Origin of the sequence: Sphingobacterium sp. MYb388 (genome assembly GCF_037479535.1) — a bacterium.
Taxonomy (GTDB): Bacteria; Bacteroidota; Bacteroidia; order Sphingobacteriales; family Sphingobacteriaceae; genus Sphingobacterium; species Sphingobacterium anhuiense.
In genome coordinates this window covers 175767-191248 of the sequence record NZ_JBBGYV010000008.1, presented here as the reverse complement: position 1 = coordinate 191248, position 15482 = coordinate 175767, and the positions used below count along the sequence as shown (strand labels likewise).

Genomic DNA, 15482 nt, shown 5'->3' with positions numbered 1-15482 from the left:
TTTAAAATTCAAATTTATTTACTTTTTTACTGGCTTCCAAATATAATGGTAGCGCCGCAGATCCGTACCATAACGTAATTTCGGAGATTAATAAACCAGCGTTAATGGCAGGATCTGTAGCCAATAATGCTTCTGCTTCTTTGATAGTTTTAACATTTAATATAAAGATACCGCGATAATCTCTTTCATTTTTCCCAAATGGACCAGCTACAATTAGTTTTTTCTCTTTTGCTAGGCGTTGAATATTTTTCATATGTCCATCAAAAAGTCGATTGACAGAATCTTTATCGGTTATTTTTGTTGCGCCCGTTTTTAGAAGCACAAAACTATAATACTTCATTCCATAATTGTCAGCTCCTAATTAATCGGCTAATAAATGGTCATATTTGGCATTAGCTTTTTGTGAATACGAACGAGGTAGCGTACCTAATATCAATAATCCAAGGTAAAGTATATTTTTCATCTATTTTTTATATTTATCATATAAACCTTTTCCACTTAATATAATAGGTTTAATTTTTTCTAGACGGTTTACTTTTGTTTTATCTTGTTTTGCTTCATGAATATACTCATAATATTCATTCTTTTTTGCATCACTGAGATTCTCAAAATTCCTTTTTAATTGCGGGTCGTTCTTTAATGCTTCTTCAATTAATGCGGGAATGGATAAATATTCTTTTTTCCCTGGAATGAGTTTTAATCCCATTTCTTCAATATTAATGGCCTGCTGTATATATTGTCTGAGTAGAGATTTATCAATTTGGCTTGGATCTGTAAATTTCCATTGGCGCAGGTTTTTCGTTTTTTCTCCCTGTGTTGCCGTTAAAACTGCTGCGGGATCTACTAGGTGCGATCCGTTAAAAAACCAGAGTGCAAAATGATCTTTAAATCCAGCAAATGAAATAACATTTTTTTGTTGGTACGTGAATACCGGACCACCCCATTTTGTTGTTTCTTCAAGTGGGAACTCTTCAATTATGCTGCGTAGGATTAATAATTCTTCCCCCCATTTGCTTTGCTTATCCATAAATTTGTAATAACTAGTTGGAAATAGGTAAATTGAGTTTTTCCTGTCCCCACTCAGACCAAGAACCATCATATACTTTGATGTTTTTATTCCCAAGTAAATGACTGGCAAAAGCTAGGATCGATGCTGTAACACCTGATCCACAGGTGAAGATCTGTTCATTGCTGTTATTAAATGATTTAAACAATTTTTGCAACTCTTCTTTTGAATCGTAGCTGTTTCCTTCGAGAACAAGATCAAATGGAAGATTATGAGAATTGGGAATATGTCCCCCTCTTAATCCTGCTCTGGGTTCTGGAGCTGATGCAATAAATCTTCCTTGACTACGAGCATCAATAATGCTTGTTTCACTATTTTCATAATGAGCTAACACGTAATCTTTATCTGCATACCATTTTGAATTAAAATGAGCTTTGGCATTACCTCTTTGTTTTGATTTTATATGATGGTCTACTATGGGAAAATGTTGTTCTTTCCATGCTGGAATTCCACCTTCAAGTATATAAACTTGATCAAACCCCATAATCTTAAACATCCACCAAGCTCTAGGACTTGAATATATACCCCACCGGTCATATAGTATAATGATGCTATCTAGATTGATACCTAGTTCCTGAATTCCATTTGTGAAAGTTTCTTGGGAAACAAGTGTGTGTGGTAGCGGGTTGTTTTTATCTGAAAAGGTAGTTTCGATATCAAAAAAGAGCGAGTTGCCTATTACTTCTAAGTTCGTACCCTTTAGCGATTGACCTACTTTGTCGATTGTACAATCTAATAATACAATTTTGGAATTGTTTAATTCACTACTAAGCTGTGCAGGAGTGATTAGTGAAGAGGGAAAGTACATGGGTTATTTCATTTACGTTACGTAAATTTAATCATGTTTTTGTTATAAACAAAAAAAGCCCTAGCTAAATGCTAGGGCTTAATATTATCGAGTTGATGTTAAAAACTATTTAGCGTTTTTCTCATCACCTTCCATTTGCTCTTTCAATTGTGCAAGAACGTCTAAGTCACCTAATGTAGATTTCTCAACTGAATCTTTTACTTTTTTAACAGCATTGTTTGCTACTTTAGCTTCTTTTTTACGAGCATTGAATTCTTCAACACGTGCTTCAGCTCTTTCATCTTCCCAGATACGAGAGTGAGAAATTACTAGACGTTTGTTTTCTTTGTTGAATTCAATGATTTTGAATGAAGCAACTTCGTCAACTTTAAGTGCAGAATTATCTTCTTTTACAGAGTGTTTAGATGGACAGAATCCTTCAACACCATATTGTAAAGCAACGATATCACCTTTGTCACCAACTTTCAATACAGTACCTTCATGAACTGAATCAATTGTGAAGATTGTCTCGAAAGTGTCCCAAGGGTTTTCTTCTAATTGTTTGTGACCTAAAGATAATTTTCTGTTTTCTTCATCTAATTCTAAAACAACAACATCTAATTTTTCACCAACTTTAGTGAATTCGTTAGGGTGGTTGATTTTTTTAGACCAAGATAGATCAGAAATATGGATTAAACCGTCGATACCTTCTTCTAATTCTACGAACACACCGAAGTTAGTCATGTTTTTAACTACTGCAGTTTGTTTAGAACCAACTGGGTAACGCTCAACAATGTTTTTCCAAGGATCTGGAGTTAATTGTTTGATACCTAGGCTCATTTTACGCTCTTCGCGATCTAAAGTTAAGATCTCAGCTTCGATTTCATCGCTTACTTTTAAGAACTCTTGTGGAGAACGTAAGTTTTGAGACCAAGACATTTCAGAAACGTGAATTAAACCTTCAACACCCGGGATGATTTCTAAGAAAGCACCGTAATCAGCAACTGTTACGATTTTACCTTTTACTTTAGAACCAACAGCTAAGTCTTTATCTAAAGATTCCCAAGGATGCTCAGAAAGTTGTTTCAAGCCTAAAGCGATACGTTTTTTCTCATCATCAAAATCTAAAACAACTACGTTAATAGTTTGATCTAATGATAATACCTCTTTTGGATGCTCGATACGACCCCATGAAATATCAGTAATGTGAAGTAAACCATCAACACCACCTAAATCGATGAACACACCGAAGTCAGTGATATTTTTAACAGTACCTTCTAATACTTGACCTTTTTCTAATTTAGATACGATTTCAGATTTTTGGTTCTCTAAATCGTTTTCAATTAATACTTTGTGTGATACGACAACGTTTTTAAATTCGTGGTTGATTTTAACAACTTTGAATTCCATTGTTTTACCTACGTAGATATCGTAATCACGGATAGGTTTAATATCGATTTGAGATCCAGGTAAGAATGCTTCAACACCTTTGATATCAACGATAAGACCACCTTTAGTACGACTTTTAACAAAACCGTTAATGATAGCATCATTTTCCAATGCTTCATTGATAGCTTCCCAAGATTTTTGAGTTTTAGCACGTTTGCGAGATAATACTAATTGTCCATTAGCATCTTCTTGCGACTCTACAAAAACGTCAACTACGTCACCAACTGCCAATTCTGGTAAGTCACGGAATTCAGATAATGAAACCAAACCATCAGATTTGAAACCAACATTTAAGACAACGTCTTTATTGTTGATAGAAACAACAGTACCTTCGATAATTTCACCTTGATTGATTTGGTTGAAAGTACCTGCGTATTGTTCTTCTAATTTAGCGCGCTCAGCCTCGCTGTAATTTCCGAAACCTTTATCACTAGCATCCCAGTCGAATTCGCCTTCTGGAGTGATCCATGTGTTAGATTTGATTTCTTCGATTAGTTTTGAATCAGCCTCTGATTCAATTTTTTCTGTGTCTTTCACCACTTTGGTGTCAGCGCCTTGTAGCTCCGCGTTTTTCGCTGCTAACTCTTTTTCTACTTCTTGTTTTTTTGCCATTAATTATTTTTTCTCCTTTTCCCCACATTGTAGGGACTGCAAAAATACGAAAAACTTTTATTAACAAGTATTTATATCTATTTTTTTTTAAATTGTTATCCACATTTATGGAATTGCTTGCAATTTCGAGTGAAATCCACTGCTAAAACATAATTGAATTATGACTCTTCCATATGGAATTGGGCGTATGTTCCTATCAATTGTTCCAATCTAGGAGTTATTGTAGGGTGTAAATTACTTTGATTTGGTTGTACAAGTACATTTGAGAAATTATTGAGCAGTATGATCGAATTGTAACGTAAAAAATAGGGGCTATGAATTTTGTTGATTTAGAGGGAGATAGGGGATTGTGCCTTTTTTCTGGTAGCCGATATTTAAAAGCAGAATTAATAAGAAGATTGAACAGCTGTTCCGATTTATATTGTAATAAACTAATTTTTAAAAAATAGACGATATCTCAAGCCGAACTATAAATTTTCGTTATTTGCTCTGAATGAATTGTAGGTTTTTGGCCTTACGATTTTAATACTTTGTTTGGACAGAGCAATGGCCGCATTTAGTTCGTAACCTATCAGTAATATTAATGTATTGAGATACATCCAGATCATGATGACAATTAAAGTTCCAATAGACCCATATAGCTTATTGTACGTGCCAAAGTGGTTGATATAGAATGCGAATCCGGAGAAAGTTAGAATAGCTAAAATAGTAGCTAAAGTTGCTCCGGGGCTAAATATTTTCCAGCGACGGGAAGATGTTGGTGCAAATTTATAAAGGCAGCTCACAGTAAAGAAATATATACCGAATATGACGAACCAACGAGCCGCCTTTATGACAAAGGCCCAGAAACTATTGGTTATAGCAATACTATCTTTAAGATAATTAACAACAATGCCAGCATAAGTAAATATAGTCATTCCTATGGTTAAGGCTGTTATAATCAAAAAAGCGAGTCCAAGCGCAATCATTCTACGTTTTATCCACGTACGTTTTTCAGCAATAAGAGAAGCCTTATTGAAAGCCCGCATCATGGAGGCCATTCCATTGGTAGCAAAGTAAGCTGCCAATATAAAACCGAAAGATAAAAGTCCTCCATTCTGATTTTTAATAATGTCTTCTAATGTAGTCTCGACTACTTCATAAGCATTATGTGGAATGACTACTTCCAAAAAATCTAAAAGCTGTTCTTGAAAATTGTCTATTGGTATATAAGGGATCAATGTAAATAGAAAGATGATCCCCGGAAAAATAGCCAGCATGAAACTATAAGAAAGTGATGATGCTTTGCTTAAAATAGAGTCACGAGATATTTCTTGAAAAAAGAATATGGCTACAGTATAGAGAGGCAAAGATCCAAATCCAGGTAAAATCACTCCTTTACTCCATTCAATAACTTGATTGTAAGGTTTTAATTTCAATAAGTATTGATGAATATTGGACATGTTTATTCAAAGTATTGCGCCATTTTTTCAAGAAAAATGGCGGGTGGCATTGTGGGTTTGTTCTTACTGATATCAACAAATACGAGTGTTGTTTCACCTGTATTTAGGAGCTCTTCTTTTTCATTGAACAGTTCATATTCAAAAACTATTCTTACTGCAGGTTTTTTTCTGATTGTAGTTTTAATCGTTATAAAATCATCGTAACGTGCAGGTTTAATGTATTTACATTTCATCTCCATAACCGGTAGCATAACACCCATCTCCTCCAGTTCACGGTAAGAGATTCCGGTGCTTCGTAGCATTTCGGTTCGAGCTATTTCGTAGAATGCAGCGTAGTTTCCATAGTACACATAACCCATTTGATCGGTTTCTGCATACCGTACACGTGTTTGATATTCGAATTGAAACATACTATTTTTTGATATTTCGTTCGTCTAATGCTTTTTGAAATTTGCGGGCGTTTATTTGATGTTCAGCGACATTAGTAGCAAAAGCATGGTATCCAGAAAAGTCTTCTTTAGCACACATATAAATATAGTCGTGATGCTTATAATTTAATACAGCATCTATGGCAACAATACTAGGCATCATAATAGGACCTGGAGGAAGACCTTTATAGATATAGGTATTATATGGATTATCAGTTCTTAAATGTTTATTCAATACACGTCGGATAGTAAAATCTTGAGTGGCAAAAATAACTGTCGGATCAGCCTGTAAAAGCATTCCTTTTTTTAATCTGTTGAGATATAACCCAGCGATAGCGGGCATCTCGTCTTTGTGAAGTGCTTCACCTTTAACGATGGCAGCAAGGGAACTAACTTCTTGTGGTGTCAGGTTGATTGCTTTTGCTTTTGCTAAGCGATCTTTTGTCCAGAATTTTTCCCATTCATCATGAAAACGTGCAAATAATTTTTCGGGCGCAGTATTCCAATAAAGTTCATATGTATTTGGAATAAACATTGCAATGAAATTATCTTTATTAAAACCGTATGACTTTGCTAGATTCTCATCATTTAATAGTTTTAAGAACGTGATAGAGTCAGCCTCGAAATTTTCTGCAAGTTTACCAGCAAAGTTTTCCTTTAAGCGGATATTTTCGAATCTAAATTTAACAGCATCTTGATAGCCTCCTCTCAAATTACCGATAAATCTTCGGTTGTTCATTCCTGGAGTCAAAGCATAACGACCAGGCTTAACACTCTCCGTATAATTCTGATATTTAGCAGCGCGATCAAAACTATTTGGATCTTCCACTATTTTTTGATCTTTTATTTTTTGTAATACTTGTAAATAAGTATCACCTGTATTGATATACAGGTATTTTTGATTATCTGTAACATTTGATGCTAGGAAAGTGGTGTAAGCTGTCCAGCCGAAATATCCTCCAATAATAAAGATTAGGAGTGCAATGATTTTTAACCAATTTGGTATTCTCTTTTTATTTTCCATATTTATGGATTTGTTTTTTGTTTTTGCGGTGAAGAAGGAGCTGTTACTGGTGGAGTAGCAGGGACAGTATTGGACAACGTAAGATCCACTTTGGATCCAATACTCGTGATCCCGGTCTCTAAACCAGGAAACTGTGTGATAACACGGGCTGTACTCGTATCCGACACGCCAATATCGTAAGTCACCGTACCCAAAGATAATCCTATTCCCTGTAATGCAAATTTTGCTTCCGTAACAGTCAATCCTGATAAATCCGGTATTTGAACTTCATTTGCGCCCTGACCATTACCCAATATTAAATCAATTTTAGATCCTTTTGGAATCATTCTGCCATCACGAATAGATTGCCCTGCAAATTGGGCATCTAAAACAATATCTCTTGCTATGTCTGCAATATAAGTTGTATCACCTATACGTAAATTATGGTTTTTTAGTATAGAGGATGCTTCAATTAATGTTTTATCCTTGATTTTTGGAAACGCGATTTCAGGAGCTACCTGTGTAATAATAGTTAAGTAGATTGTACGTCCGCTTTTTACATGAAATTTAGCTTCGGGATCTTGTTCAATTACTAGACCTGGTTTAGCATCCATTTGATAAACGGAATCAATTTGATATTCCAAGTTCGCATTTTCTAATGCTGAGATAGCAGCATTAATATGTAAGCCTTTTACTTGTGGAACTTCTATCGATTCATCGTGTTTGGTATATACTTTTAAACCAAGATAGATGAATAGGAAAATTGCTAAAACAAATCCAATAGCGATTAGAATGTTGTTTCTAAACGTATTCGTTTTTAAATACTGTAATATTTTTGACATTTATATTTCTTTAAAAAATCATTTTATCGTATATTTTCTAAGCAAGATTAAAGCCACTATTTTTGTTCAATATCTGCCCTTTTAAATATTGAACAAAAATATTCGTTTTTCTGTGTATAGCAAATTATATTTGTTAGAAGAATCACGATAATTTTATGAAAACAAAAATAGCATTAATAACTGGAGGTTATACAGGTGAAGCAGAAGTTTCTTTTAAAAGTTCTGCATTTGTATACTCACAGCTTGATCACAATAAGTACGATATCTATCAAATTACGATTACCAAAGATGCATGGTTTTATGTTAGTGATTCAGGAATAAAGCATGCAATCAATAAAGAAGATTTTACTTTAGTGCTTGATGATAGTATTGTTCAGTTTGAATTGGCTTTTATAATGGTTCATGGTTCACCCGGTGAAGATGGGCGATTACAGAGCTATTTTGACTTAGTTGGCATACCTTATACATCATGTGATGCGTTGACTTCGGCGCTAACAATGAATAAGGGATATACAAAAGCGATTTTGGCAGATCTTAATGATTTGTTTTTAGCTAAATCTGTCTTATTGTTTGAAAATCAACGAGCTCAAGCCGTTGAGCTAGTAGAAGATAAATTATCCCTGCCTTATTTTGTAAAACCTAATGCTGGAGGTAGTAGTATAGGTATGACCAAAGTAAAAGTGGCAGATGAACTAAAAGTAGCCATTGATAAAGCTTTTGATGCTGAAAACACCGGTAGCCAGGTTATTGTTGAGGAGTTTGTAAACGGCCGTGAATTTTCGGAAGGTATTTATCGTAATGTCGACGGGGAATTGGTTGTTTTACCGGCTACTGAAGTGAAAACAACACGTGAGTTTTTTGATTTTGAGGCAAAGTATATTCCCGGGCTTACAGAAGAAATTACACCAGCGGATCTGGATGTAAATCAGCAATTGCGTATAGGAAAGATTTTAAAAGATATTTATGTGCGATTGAATTGTAAAGGAATGGTCCGTATTGATTTCTTTTTGGAAAACGATACGGATAAGTTTTATTTTATTGAAATCAATACCATTCCAGGGCAAACTCCCCAAAGTTTTATTCCTCAACAAGTCCGCGCGGCAGGATTGACGGAACAAGAGTTTTACGGTAATTTAATCGAAGTGGCGCTAAAAAAATAACTTCAGTATGAGATTTTAAAAGTTACATTACAACTTCATGTAATGTAACTTTTTTTATTTTCTAAAATCAAATTTCGTTAGATCAGGTCTAAATTCTTTCGTTCTTTTGAGTTCTTCCTGGTAGATAATTTGGCCTATGTTTTTTAGAAATGGGTAGGTGACAGTTTCATACTCGTAGATTCCATCATTATAAATTCCATTTTCATTAGATTGGATTACTACAGCCAATAGGAACTCTATCCCCTTTTCAAAATCAACAATGTATGCGTTATCAATATTATAACCATAGGAATCTCCATATTTATTGAAAATGCGAATATTTGGATTTATTGTTGCCTTTTTATCACGGCCATAAAAAAGCAATTTACTATATGTCGGCCAGAATTCAGTTGTGTCATATTTAGGGTAATCCGACTCAAACGGATAACGCGACATGTAGTCGTACAAAAATGAATAATCATCATTTGTTAATTTGAATCTTTTGCGAGCATCGAAAGCTTCCGGGAAAAGTAATTTTTTCATGATCAGTTGCTGATCATCTAACGGGTAAACATTTAACCCTTCAAAACTCCATTGTTCATGAATAAGCTCGTCTTTGTCATTCATGTAACCTTTTCCTTGACGAGTATTTTCTAGCTTAATAGGGTAGTCGTTTGGATCAAATTGGGCATCCTGTTTATAGAGGGTTTTATCTTCTAAGTAGAAAGTAATGGGATTGGTGTGTTTTGCCCAGACACCTTTGTCACCTATGGCCAGTCTATTGACAATGCGTGAGTTTTGTGCGCCATGCTTTTGTAATTTGCTATTCAATTCAGCACGTCCGATAAATTCGAAAAGTCTGTTCTGTGCGTCATTGTCACTTGTCAAAAGGATTTTTTTAATATATTGACCAACTGACGGGAGACCATTTTTAGCAGACTCATCTTGTACAACAGCTGTTTGTTTCTCATAAGAAGAGTCGATTCTTAACGGTGTATCTTTTGATAATCCAGCAATCTTTAGCTCATTTATTTTTTCTAATGCTAGGATTGCCGTTGGGAGCTTAACTGTGCTGGCAGGATAGAAATACCAGTTTGGATTTAATCTATAACTGAATGATTTAAAATGTGGCACATTATTTTTATCCCGATCAATTTGCGTATAGAGAATTTGAACTTCATTTTTACTCGGGTGATCTAAGATCTTTTGAAACAATTCGGGATGGCCTTGTAATAATTTTTCGAGGTAAATTGTATCCATTTTTTGAGCAAAGGAGTAAGGAATGATACTGATGAAAAAAAATGTTAGAAATTTATGCATAATTGGATTTAGTATACTGATTTTCGAAAGGATGGTTTACAATAAAGGCTTCTTACAATTAGAGAAGCCTTTATCTTTATTTTCTGACGTACACCTGAAAGCTATAGTCAAAAGCATGTTTTTCATCTTTTTCATGCGTGTCTTCGCTTTCTAATATCCATTCATGTGCTGGTAATTCTAGAAAGTAAGCATCTCCATCAATAGTTGTATGCAACCTGGTCAATAATATTTTATCTGCGAATGGTAACGTTTGTTTAAATATTTCGCCACCACCAATAACAAAGATCTCTCTTTCATCTCTGCAATAATTTAATACTTCTTGAAAGCTATTGGCGATATCCACATCATCAGATTTTGCGGTCATGTCTCTTGTCAAGATAATATTTCTGCGATCTGGTAATGGTTTACCAAGAGACTCAAAAGTTTTTCTCCCCATAACCACACTATGTTCAAGTGTGTTTTTTTTGAAATATTTAAGATCATTTGGTAAATGCCAAGGCATTTTATTTCCTTTACCGATTACATTATTTTCAGTAGCGGCGACAATTAATGTTATTTTAAGTTTACTCATTTCTATAGGTTACACATGTATATAAAGAAGATTCTTTTTAAACTGCTACAGGAGCTTTAATATGCGAATGGGATTCATAATTTAACAACTCGAAGTCCTCAAATTTAAAATCAAAGATATCTTTTACTTCTGGATTGATTTTTAATTGAGGTAAAGCCTTTGGTTCACGGCTCAATTGTAATTCTGTTTGTTCGAAGTGATTACTGTATATATGGGCATCTCCTAAGGTGTGAATAAATTCAGCGGCTTCCATATCACAAACCTGTGCCACCATCATGGTTAATAAAGCATAAGATGCAATATTAAATGGTACACCTAGAAAGATATCTGCACTTCTTTGATATAGCTGACAAGACAACTGTGGTTTTAAGATTCCATTTTCAGGATCAGCAGGAGCAACATAGAATTGAAAAAATGCATGACAAGGAGGTAAAGCCATATTTTCAATTTCTGCAACATTCCAGGCAGACACAATGATTCTTCTTGAATCGGGTGAAGTCTTCAATTGCTTGATTATTTTTTCAATCTGATCGATATGGCCTCCATCAGGAGTTGGCCATGAACGCCATTGTGATCCATAAACAGGACCTAAATTACCATTTTCATCAGCCCACTCATCCCAGATACTGACACCATTGTCTTTTAAATATTTGATGTTTGTTTCACCTTTCAAAAACCAGATCAATTCATGGATAATTGATCTTAAATGTAATTTTTTTGTCGTAACAAGTGGAAAGCCCTCCTTTAAATTGAAACGCATCTGATATCCAAATACACTTTTAGTTCCAGTTCCAGTACGGTCAGTTTTAATAACCCCGTTTGTATATACGTGCTTTAGTAAGTCAATATATTGTTTCATTGTAAATAGTTGCTTTTATTTATTTTGTGATTAACAAACAGCGTCTTTTTGGCTGTAATATACCAACAAAGATGCTCGCTGTATAATCATGTAATATTCTATACGAAGGTAAGATTTTTTGAAGTATTCTCATGAAAATTTATAAAAGTGTGCACATCATTTTCATATGTGTTACACTATCATAGCAATGTAAAGAAAGACTGTAAAATAAAGAAATCAAAACTGATATTGTTAAATTTTGGATCATTAAAATCTCATAATTAATTGAAAAGCGTTTAAATCAGAATTAAGAATTTTCATTTGGAGCTTTTTGTTGTATTTTTGCAAAATCATTATGAGTAAAAAAGTAGCTTTCTATACCTTAGGATGTAAATTGAATTTTTCAGAAACATCCTCCATAGGTCGTGTCTTTCAAGATGCGGGTTATGAAACCACGCCATTCAATAGTGCGGCAGATGTTTATGTTATTAATACATGTTCAGTAACGGATCATGCAGATAAGAAATGTCGCAAGGTAGTAAAGGAAGCACTTAAATATTCACCTAATGCTTATATCACCATTGTCGGTTGTTATGCGCAGTTGAAACCAGCTGAGATTGCTGAAATTCCGGGAGTGGATATGGTTTTAGGTGCCGCAGAAAAGTTCAATATTATCGAACATATCAATGATCTGACAAAAAACGAGAAGGCTGTTGTTCATAATGCACCAATTGATGAAACCAATCAATTTGTATCTGCATATTCAATCGGTGACCGTACGCGTACATTCCTAAAAGTACAAGATGGATGTGATTATTCTTGTACTTTTTGTACAATTCCTCTTGCTCGTGGAGCAAGCCGTTCGGGGAAAATTGAGGATATCGTACGTCAAGCCGAGGAAATTGCGGCATCTGGCGTAAAAGAAATTGTGCTAACGGGTGTAAATATCGGTGATTTTGGTATTCGAGACGGTAAACGACAAGATAAATTCTTAGACCTTGTAAAGGCTTTGGACGAAGTGTCAGGAATAGACCGTATCCGTATTTCTTCGATAGAGCCAAATCTTTTGGCCAATGAGATTATTGAATTTGTAGCACAATCAAAACGTTTTGTTCCACATTTTCATATGCCTTTACAGTCTGGAAATAATAAAGTATTGAGTATGATGCGCCGCCGTTACAAGCGGGAGCTTTATGCACAGCGTGTGGAGAAGATTAAGGAATTAATGCCGGATTGCTGTATTGGCGTTGATGTCATTGTGGGGTTTCCTGGAGAGACTCGTGAAGACTTTATAGACACTTACAATTTTTTAAATGACATGGACATTTCCTATTTGCATGTCTTTACTTATTCTGAACGTGAAAATACAATAGCTGCACAGATGGAAGGGGCAGTCCCTGGATCTCAGCGCAGTGACCGTAGTAAAATGCTACACATTTTGTCAGAGAAAAAGCGTCGTGCTTTCTATGAGAAACAATTGGATAAAGTAGGCGAAGTACTTTTTGAGAGTGATGAGAAGGACGGATATATGCATGGTTTCTCCAAAAATTATGTGAAAGTTCGTACAGCCTACGATCCTTTGCTGGTCAACGAAGTTGCACATGTAAAATTCTTATCGATTACAGACGGTTGTGAAGTTGAAATAGTAGAGTTAAAAGAAATATTAGCACACTAATGCTAGATGATATAAAAGATAAGGGCTCAATTCTAATCGAATTGAGCCCTTGTCGTTATGCGACTTTTTCTTTTTTAGCATTTAACCAAATGACGGTTGCTAATATCATGAATACACCTATCCATTGAACAGGACTTACAGCTTCTTTAAGTATGAAGTATGACATAGCAGTTGCTACTGGTAGTTCTGCAGAACTTAAAATACCACTTAGAGAATAACCGATTTTAGGAATTCCATAAGCAAATAATAATGGTGGAATAACAGTTCCGAAGAAAGAAAGAATAAGTCCGAAATGCCATATGCTGTCACCTAAAGCTCCCGATATCAAAAATGTTGGCGGAAAGATGGAACAGATCATGATGCAGGATCCAGTGACCATTAATGCACTTTTTTGAACTGGCGGATAGTCATTTCCAACTCGTCCGTTAACAATTAGAAATACTGCATAAGCAGTTGCTGCTAATACTCCGTAGGTAATGCCGGTCCAATTGAGTTTATCGATTCCTTGTTCAATAAGACCTGTTGCAAATACAGTTCCTATAAGTACAATTGCAATACCAATCAATTGACGATTAGTAGGTCTATTTTTGAATATAATATATTCAATTAACGTTCCTATCCAGATGTATTGCATTAATAGAACAATCGCCAATGAAGCAGGCACTAATTGAACGCATTTGTAATAAACTAAACTTACTAGACCTGTAGAAATACCACTGATAACAATTTTCCATTTATTAGATTTTTTAGAGAAACCATGATTTGCTTTTGGGTTTAGCAACTGAATCAGTAGATAAACTGCCCATAAGATAATCATTCCAAAAATAGCTTGTACTCCTGTTACTTGCCCTAAAGTGTAATCTTGCGCATATGCTTTTTTGACAAATGTTGACAACAGTCCAAAACTACTTGCACCGACAAATACAGCAATAGCACCTTTTAATTTTTCCATATTATATTTTACAAATTCCGACAAAATTACAATTTGAAAAGAGATATGAAGAAAGAAGGGCTTGTTTGTCAGTTAAATTTGGTTTTATTACATTTACCTAACATTTGATATTGATATGTCTATAAAACGTAATATATTATTTTTTTTCAGCCTGATACTTTTACTCAGTAGTTGTTCAGTTAATAAAAAGGTGAACAGTAACAGTGGCCACAGCAGTTCAGTTTTGACAGATGCCAGTGAAGCTAGAGGTAAGAATTATAGTACAAGCTCATTAGATAATTACGCAGATCTTTTGCAAGTAAAGAAAAAGGAACTCAATCCTACGCTTTATTCTTTTATTGACGAATGGATGGGTATACCACATCGAATGGGAGGTGCAACAAAAAGAGGGGTGGATTGTTCAGGTTTTGTTAATATATTATATCTTAAAGTATATAAAGAGAATTTACCTCGTTCATCTAGAGATATGGATGGTGCAATTAAGAGCAAGCGAAATTCCCAACTTAAAGAAGGTGATTTGGTATTTTTTTCGTTCGGGGGACGTAATGTGGATCATGTTGGCGTATATCTGCATAATAATAAATTTGTGCATGTATCGACAAAAAAAGGTGTTATTATTTCTGACTTAAAAGATTCGTGGTACGCCAAATATTTCACGAATGCTGGAACACCAAAATCCTGATAGGTAATACGAATTCCCTTTTTTATGTCAAATAATAGATAAAACTTTATAAAGCTATTTTAATCCTTATTTTTGTCAAAAACTAAAATAAAGATGAGTATCAAGGGTAAAAAGATTTTTTTGGGTTTATGTATTGTTGTACCATTTCTAATTTACTGTGTTTACTACTACAGTAATATGATTAGCAATGCGCCTTTCCGTTTCACAGATTTTCAGTCTGTGGTCTTTCGATACGGTGAGCCTAATCATATGGATAATCAGTATGATTCAAAAACTGGAATTTTTCAGTATGTGACCAAAACAAACGAGATAGAGCGTGATACCGTTCGCATGACTAAAGATGATTTGCTTTACTTACATCGAAAAGCTCAAGAATTAGGTTTTTGGAATTTGGATGATGACATGACGGGACCTGAAGCAAAAGTAAATCCTGAAACAGAAACGCCTCGATTTTATTTAGAGATGAATTATAAAGACAAATCAAAAAAAGTCACGATGGACGCTGATTTTGCGGGTAATGAAAAAATGCGGAATGCAGGAAAGTCTATGATCGATGAAGTCAACCGAATATTAGCCGCGGCTCAATCTAGATCGAACGTTAAGTAGATAAAATAAAATATTATATACAAAAAAGGGATAATCATATGATTATCCCTTTTTTGTATATAAATTAACA

The 15482-nt window shown here is 34.6% G+C and carries 16 protein-coding genes; 4 read left to right on the top strand and 12 right to left on the bottom strand.

From position 1 onward, the window contains the following. Nucleotide 1: 1 nt before the first annotated feature. From WH188_RS21290 to WH188_RS21255, 8 genes are all read right to left on the bottom strand, one after another. The gene (locus WH188_RS21290) at nt 2-340 is read right to left on the bottom strand and encodes a YciI family protein (RefSeq protein WP_206368701.1); all 339 of its coding nucleotides are present in this window, start codon (nt 338-340) and stop codon (nt 2-4) included. A 123-nt stretch (nt 341-463) separates the two neighbouring features. Next, entirely contained in the window at nt 464-1027 is a 564-nt protein-coding gene (locus WH188_RS21285) for a YdeI/OmpD-associated family protein (RefSeq protein ID WP_132772152.1), read from the bottom strand. A 13-nt stretch (nt 1028-1040) separates the two neighbouring features. Next, nucleotides 1041-1874: a sulfurtransferase gene (locus WH188_RS21280; RefSeq protein WP_339424634.1), complete on the bottom strand. Its 834-nt coding sequence runs from the start codon at nt 1872-1874 to the stop codon at nt 1041-1043. Between the two features lie 105 nt (nt 1875-1979). Continuing rightward, entirely contained in the window at nt 1980-3914 is a 1935-nt protein-coding gene (rpsA, locus tag WH188_RS21275; protein WP_021190131.1) for a 30S ribosomal protein S1, read from the bottom strand. 467 nt (nt 3915-4381) lie between these two features. Further along, nucleotides 4382-5356 (bottom strand): YihY/virulence factor BrkB family protein, encoded by a 975-nt coding sequence (locus WH188_RS21270; RefSeq protein WP_031288364.1) that lies wholly within the window; start codon nt 5354-5356, stop codon nt 4382-4384. Between the two features lie 2 nt (nt 5357-5358). Next, entirely contained in the window at nt 5359-5766 is a 408-nt protein-coding gene (locus WH188_RS21265; RefSeq protein ID WP_168128372.1) for an acyl-CoA thioesterase, read from the bottom strand. A gap of 1 nt (nt 5767) precedes the next feature. Beyond that, entirely contained in the window at nt 5768-6808 is a 1041-nt protein-coding gene (gene mltG, locus WH188_RS21260; RefSeq protein ID WP_339424633.1) for an endolytic transglycosylase MltG, read from the bottom strand. A gap of 2 nt (nt 6809-6810) precedes the next feature. Further along, complete coding sequence (locus tag WH188_RS21255; protein WP_132772155.1) at nt 6811-7629, bottom strand: PASTA domain-containing protein; 819 nt, start codon at nt 7627-7629, stop codon at nt 6811-6813. A 155-nt stretch (nt 7630-7784) separates the two neighbouring features. On the opposite strand from WH188_RS21255, the gene WH188_RS21250 reads away from it, so the two are divergent. Further along, a complete protein-coding gene (locus WH188_RS21250; protein ID WP_132772156.1) occupies nt 7785-8789 on the top strand; it encodes a D-alanine--D-alanine ligase in 1005 nt (334 codons plus the stop codon). A gap of 54 nt (nt 8790-8843) precedes the next feature. On the opposite strand, the gene WH188_RS21245 is transcribed toward WH188_RS21250, so the two are convergent. From WH188_RS21245 to WH188_RS21235, 3 genes are all read right to left on the bottom strand, one after another. Next, entirely contained in the window at nt 8844-10028 is a 1185-nt protein-coding gene (locus tag WH188_RS21245) for a serine hydrolase (RefSeq protein WP_132772157.1), read from the bottom strand. Between the two features lie 136 nt (nt 10029-10164). Next, a complete protein-coding gene (locus WH188_RS21240) occupies nt 10165-10659 on the bottom strand; it encodes a dihydrofolate reductase (RefSeq protein WP_339424632.1) in 495 nt (164 codons plus the stop codon). Nucleotides 10660-10696: 37 nt separating this feature from the next. Continuing rightward, the gene (locus WH188_RS21235) at nt 10697-11518 is read right to left on the bottom strand and encodes a thymidylate synthase (RefSeq protein WP_132772159.1); all 822 of its coding nucleotides are present in this window, start codon (nt 11516-11518) and stop codon (nt 10697-10699) included. A gap of 334 nt (nt 11519-11852) precedes the next feature. Between WH188_RS21235 and mtaB the strand changes: the two genes are divergently transcribed. Beyond that, nucleotides 11853-13172, top strand: coding sequence for a tRNA (N(6)-L-threonylcarbamoyladenosine(37)-C(2))-methylthiotransferase MtaB (gene mtaB / locus WH188_RS21230; protein ID WP_339424631.1), 1320 nt, complete (start codon nt 11853-11855; stop codon nt 13170-13172). 55 nt (nt 13173-13227) lie between these two features. On the opposite strand, the gene WH188_RS21225 is transcribed toward mtaB, so the two are convergent. Beyond that, complete coding sequence (locus WH188_RS21225) at nt 13228-14124, bottom strand: EamA family transporter (RefSeq protein ID WP_132772160.1); 897 nt, start codon at nt 14122-14124, stop codon at nt 13228-13230. A gap of 190 nt (nt 14125-14314) precedes the next feature. Here WH188_RS21225 and WH188_RS21220 point away from each other — a divergent pair, with 190 nt between their 5' ends. Together WH188_RS21220 and WH188_RS21215 are read left to right on the top strand one after the other, a co-directional pair. Then, nucleotides 14315-14806, top strand: a complete 492-nt coding sequence (locus WH188_RS21220; protein ID WP_243656097.1) for a C40 family peptidase — start codon at nt 14315-14317, stop codon at nt 14804-14806. 177 nt (nt 14807-14983) lie between these two features. Beyond that, the gene (locus WH188_RS21215) at nt 14984-15412 is read left to right on the top strand and encodes a hypothetical protein (RefSeq protein ID WP_132772321.1); all 429 of its coding nucleotides are present in this window, start codon (nt 14984-14986) and stop codon (nt 15410-15412) included. Nucleotides 15413-15482 lie beyond the last annotated feature (70 nt).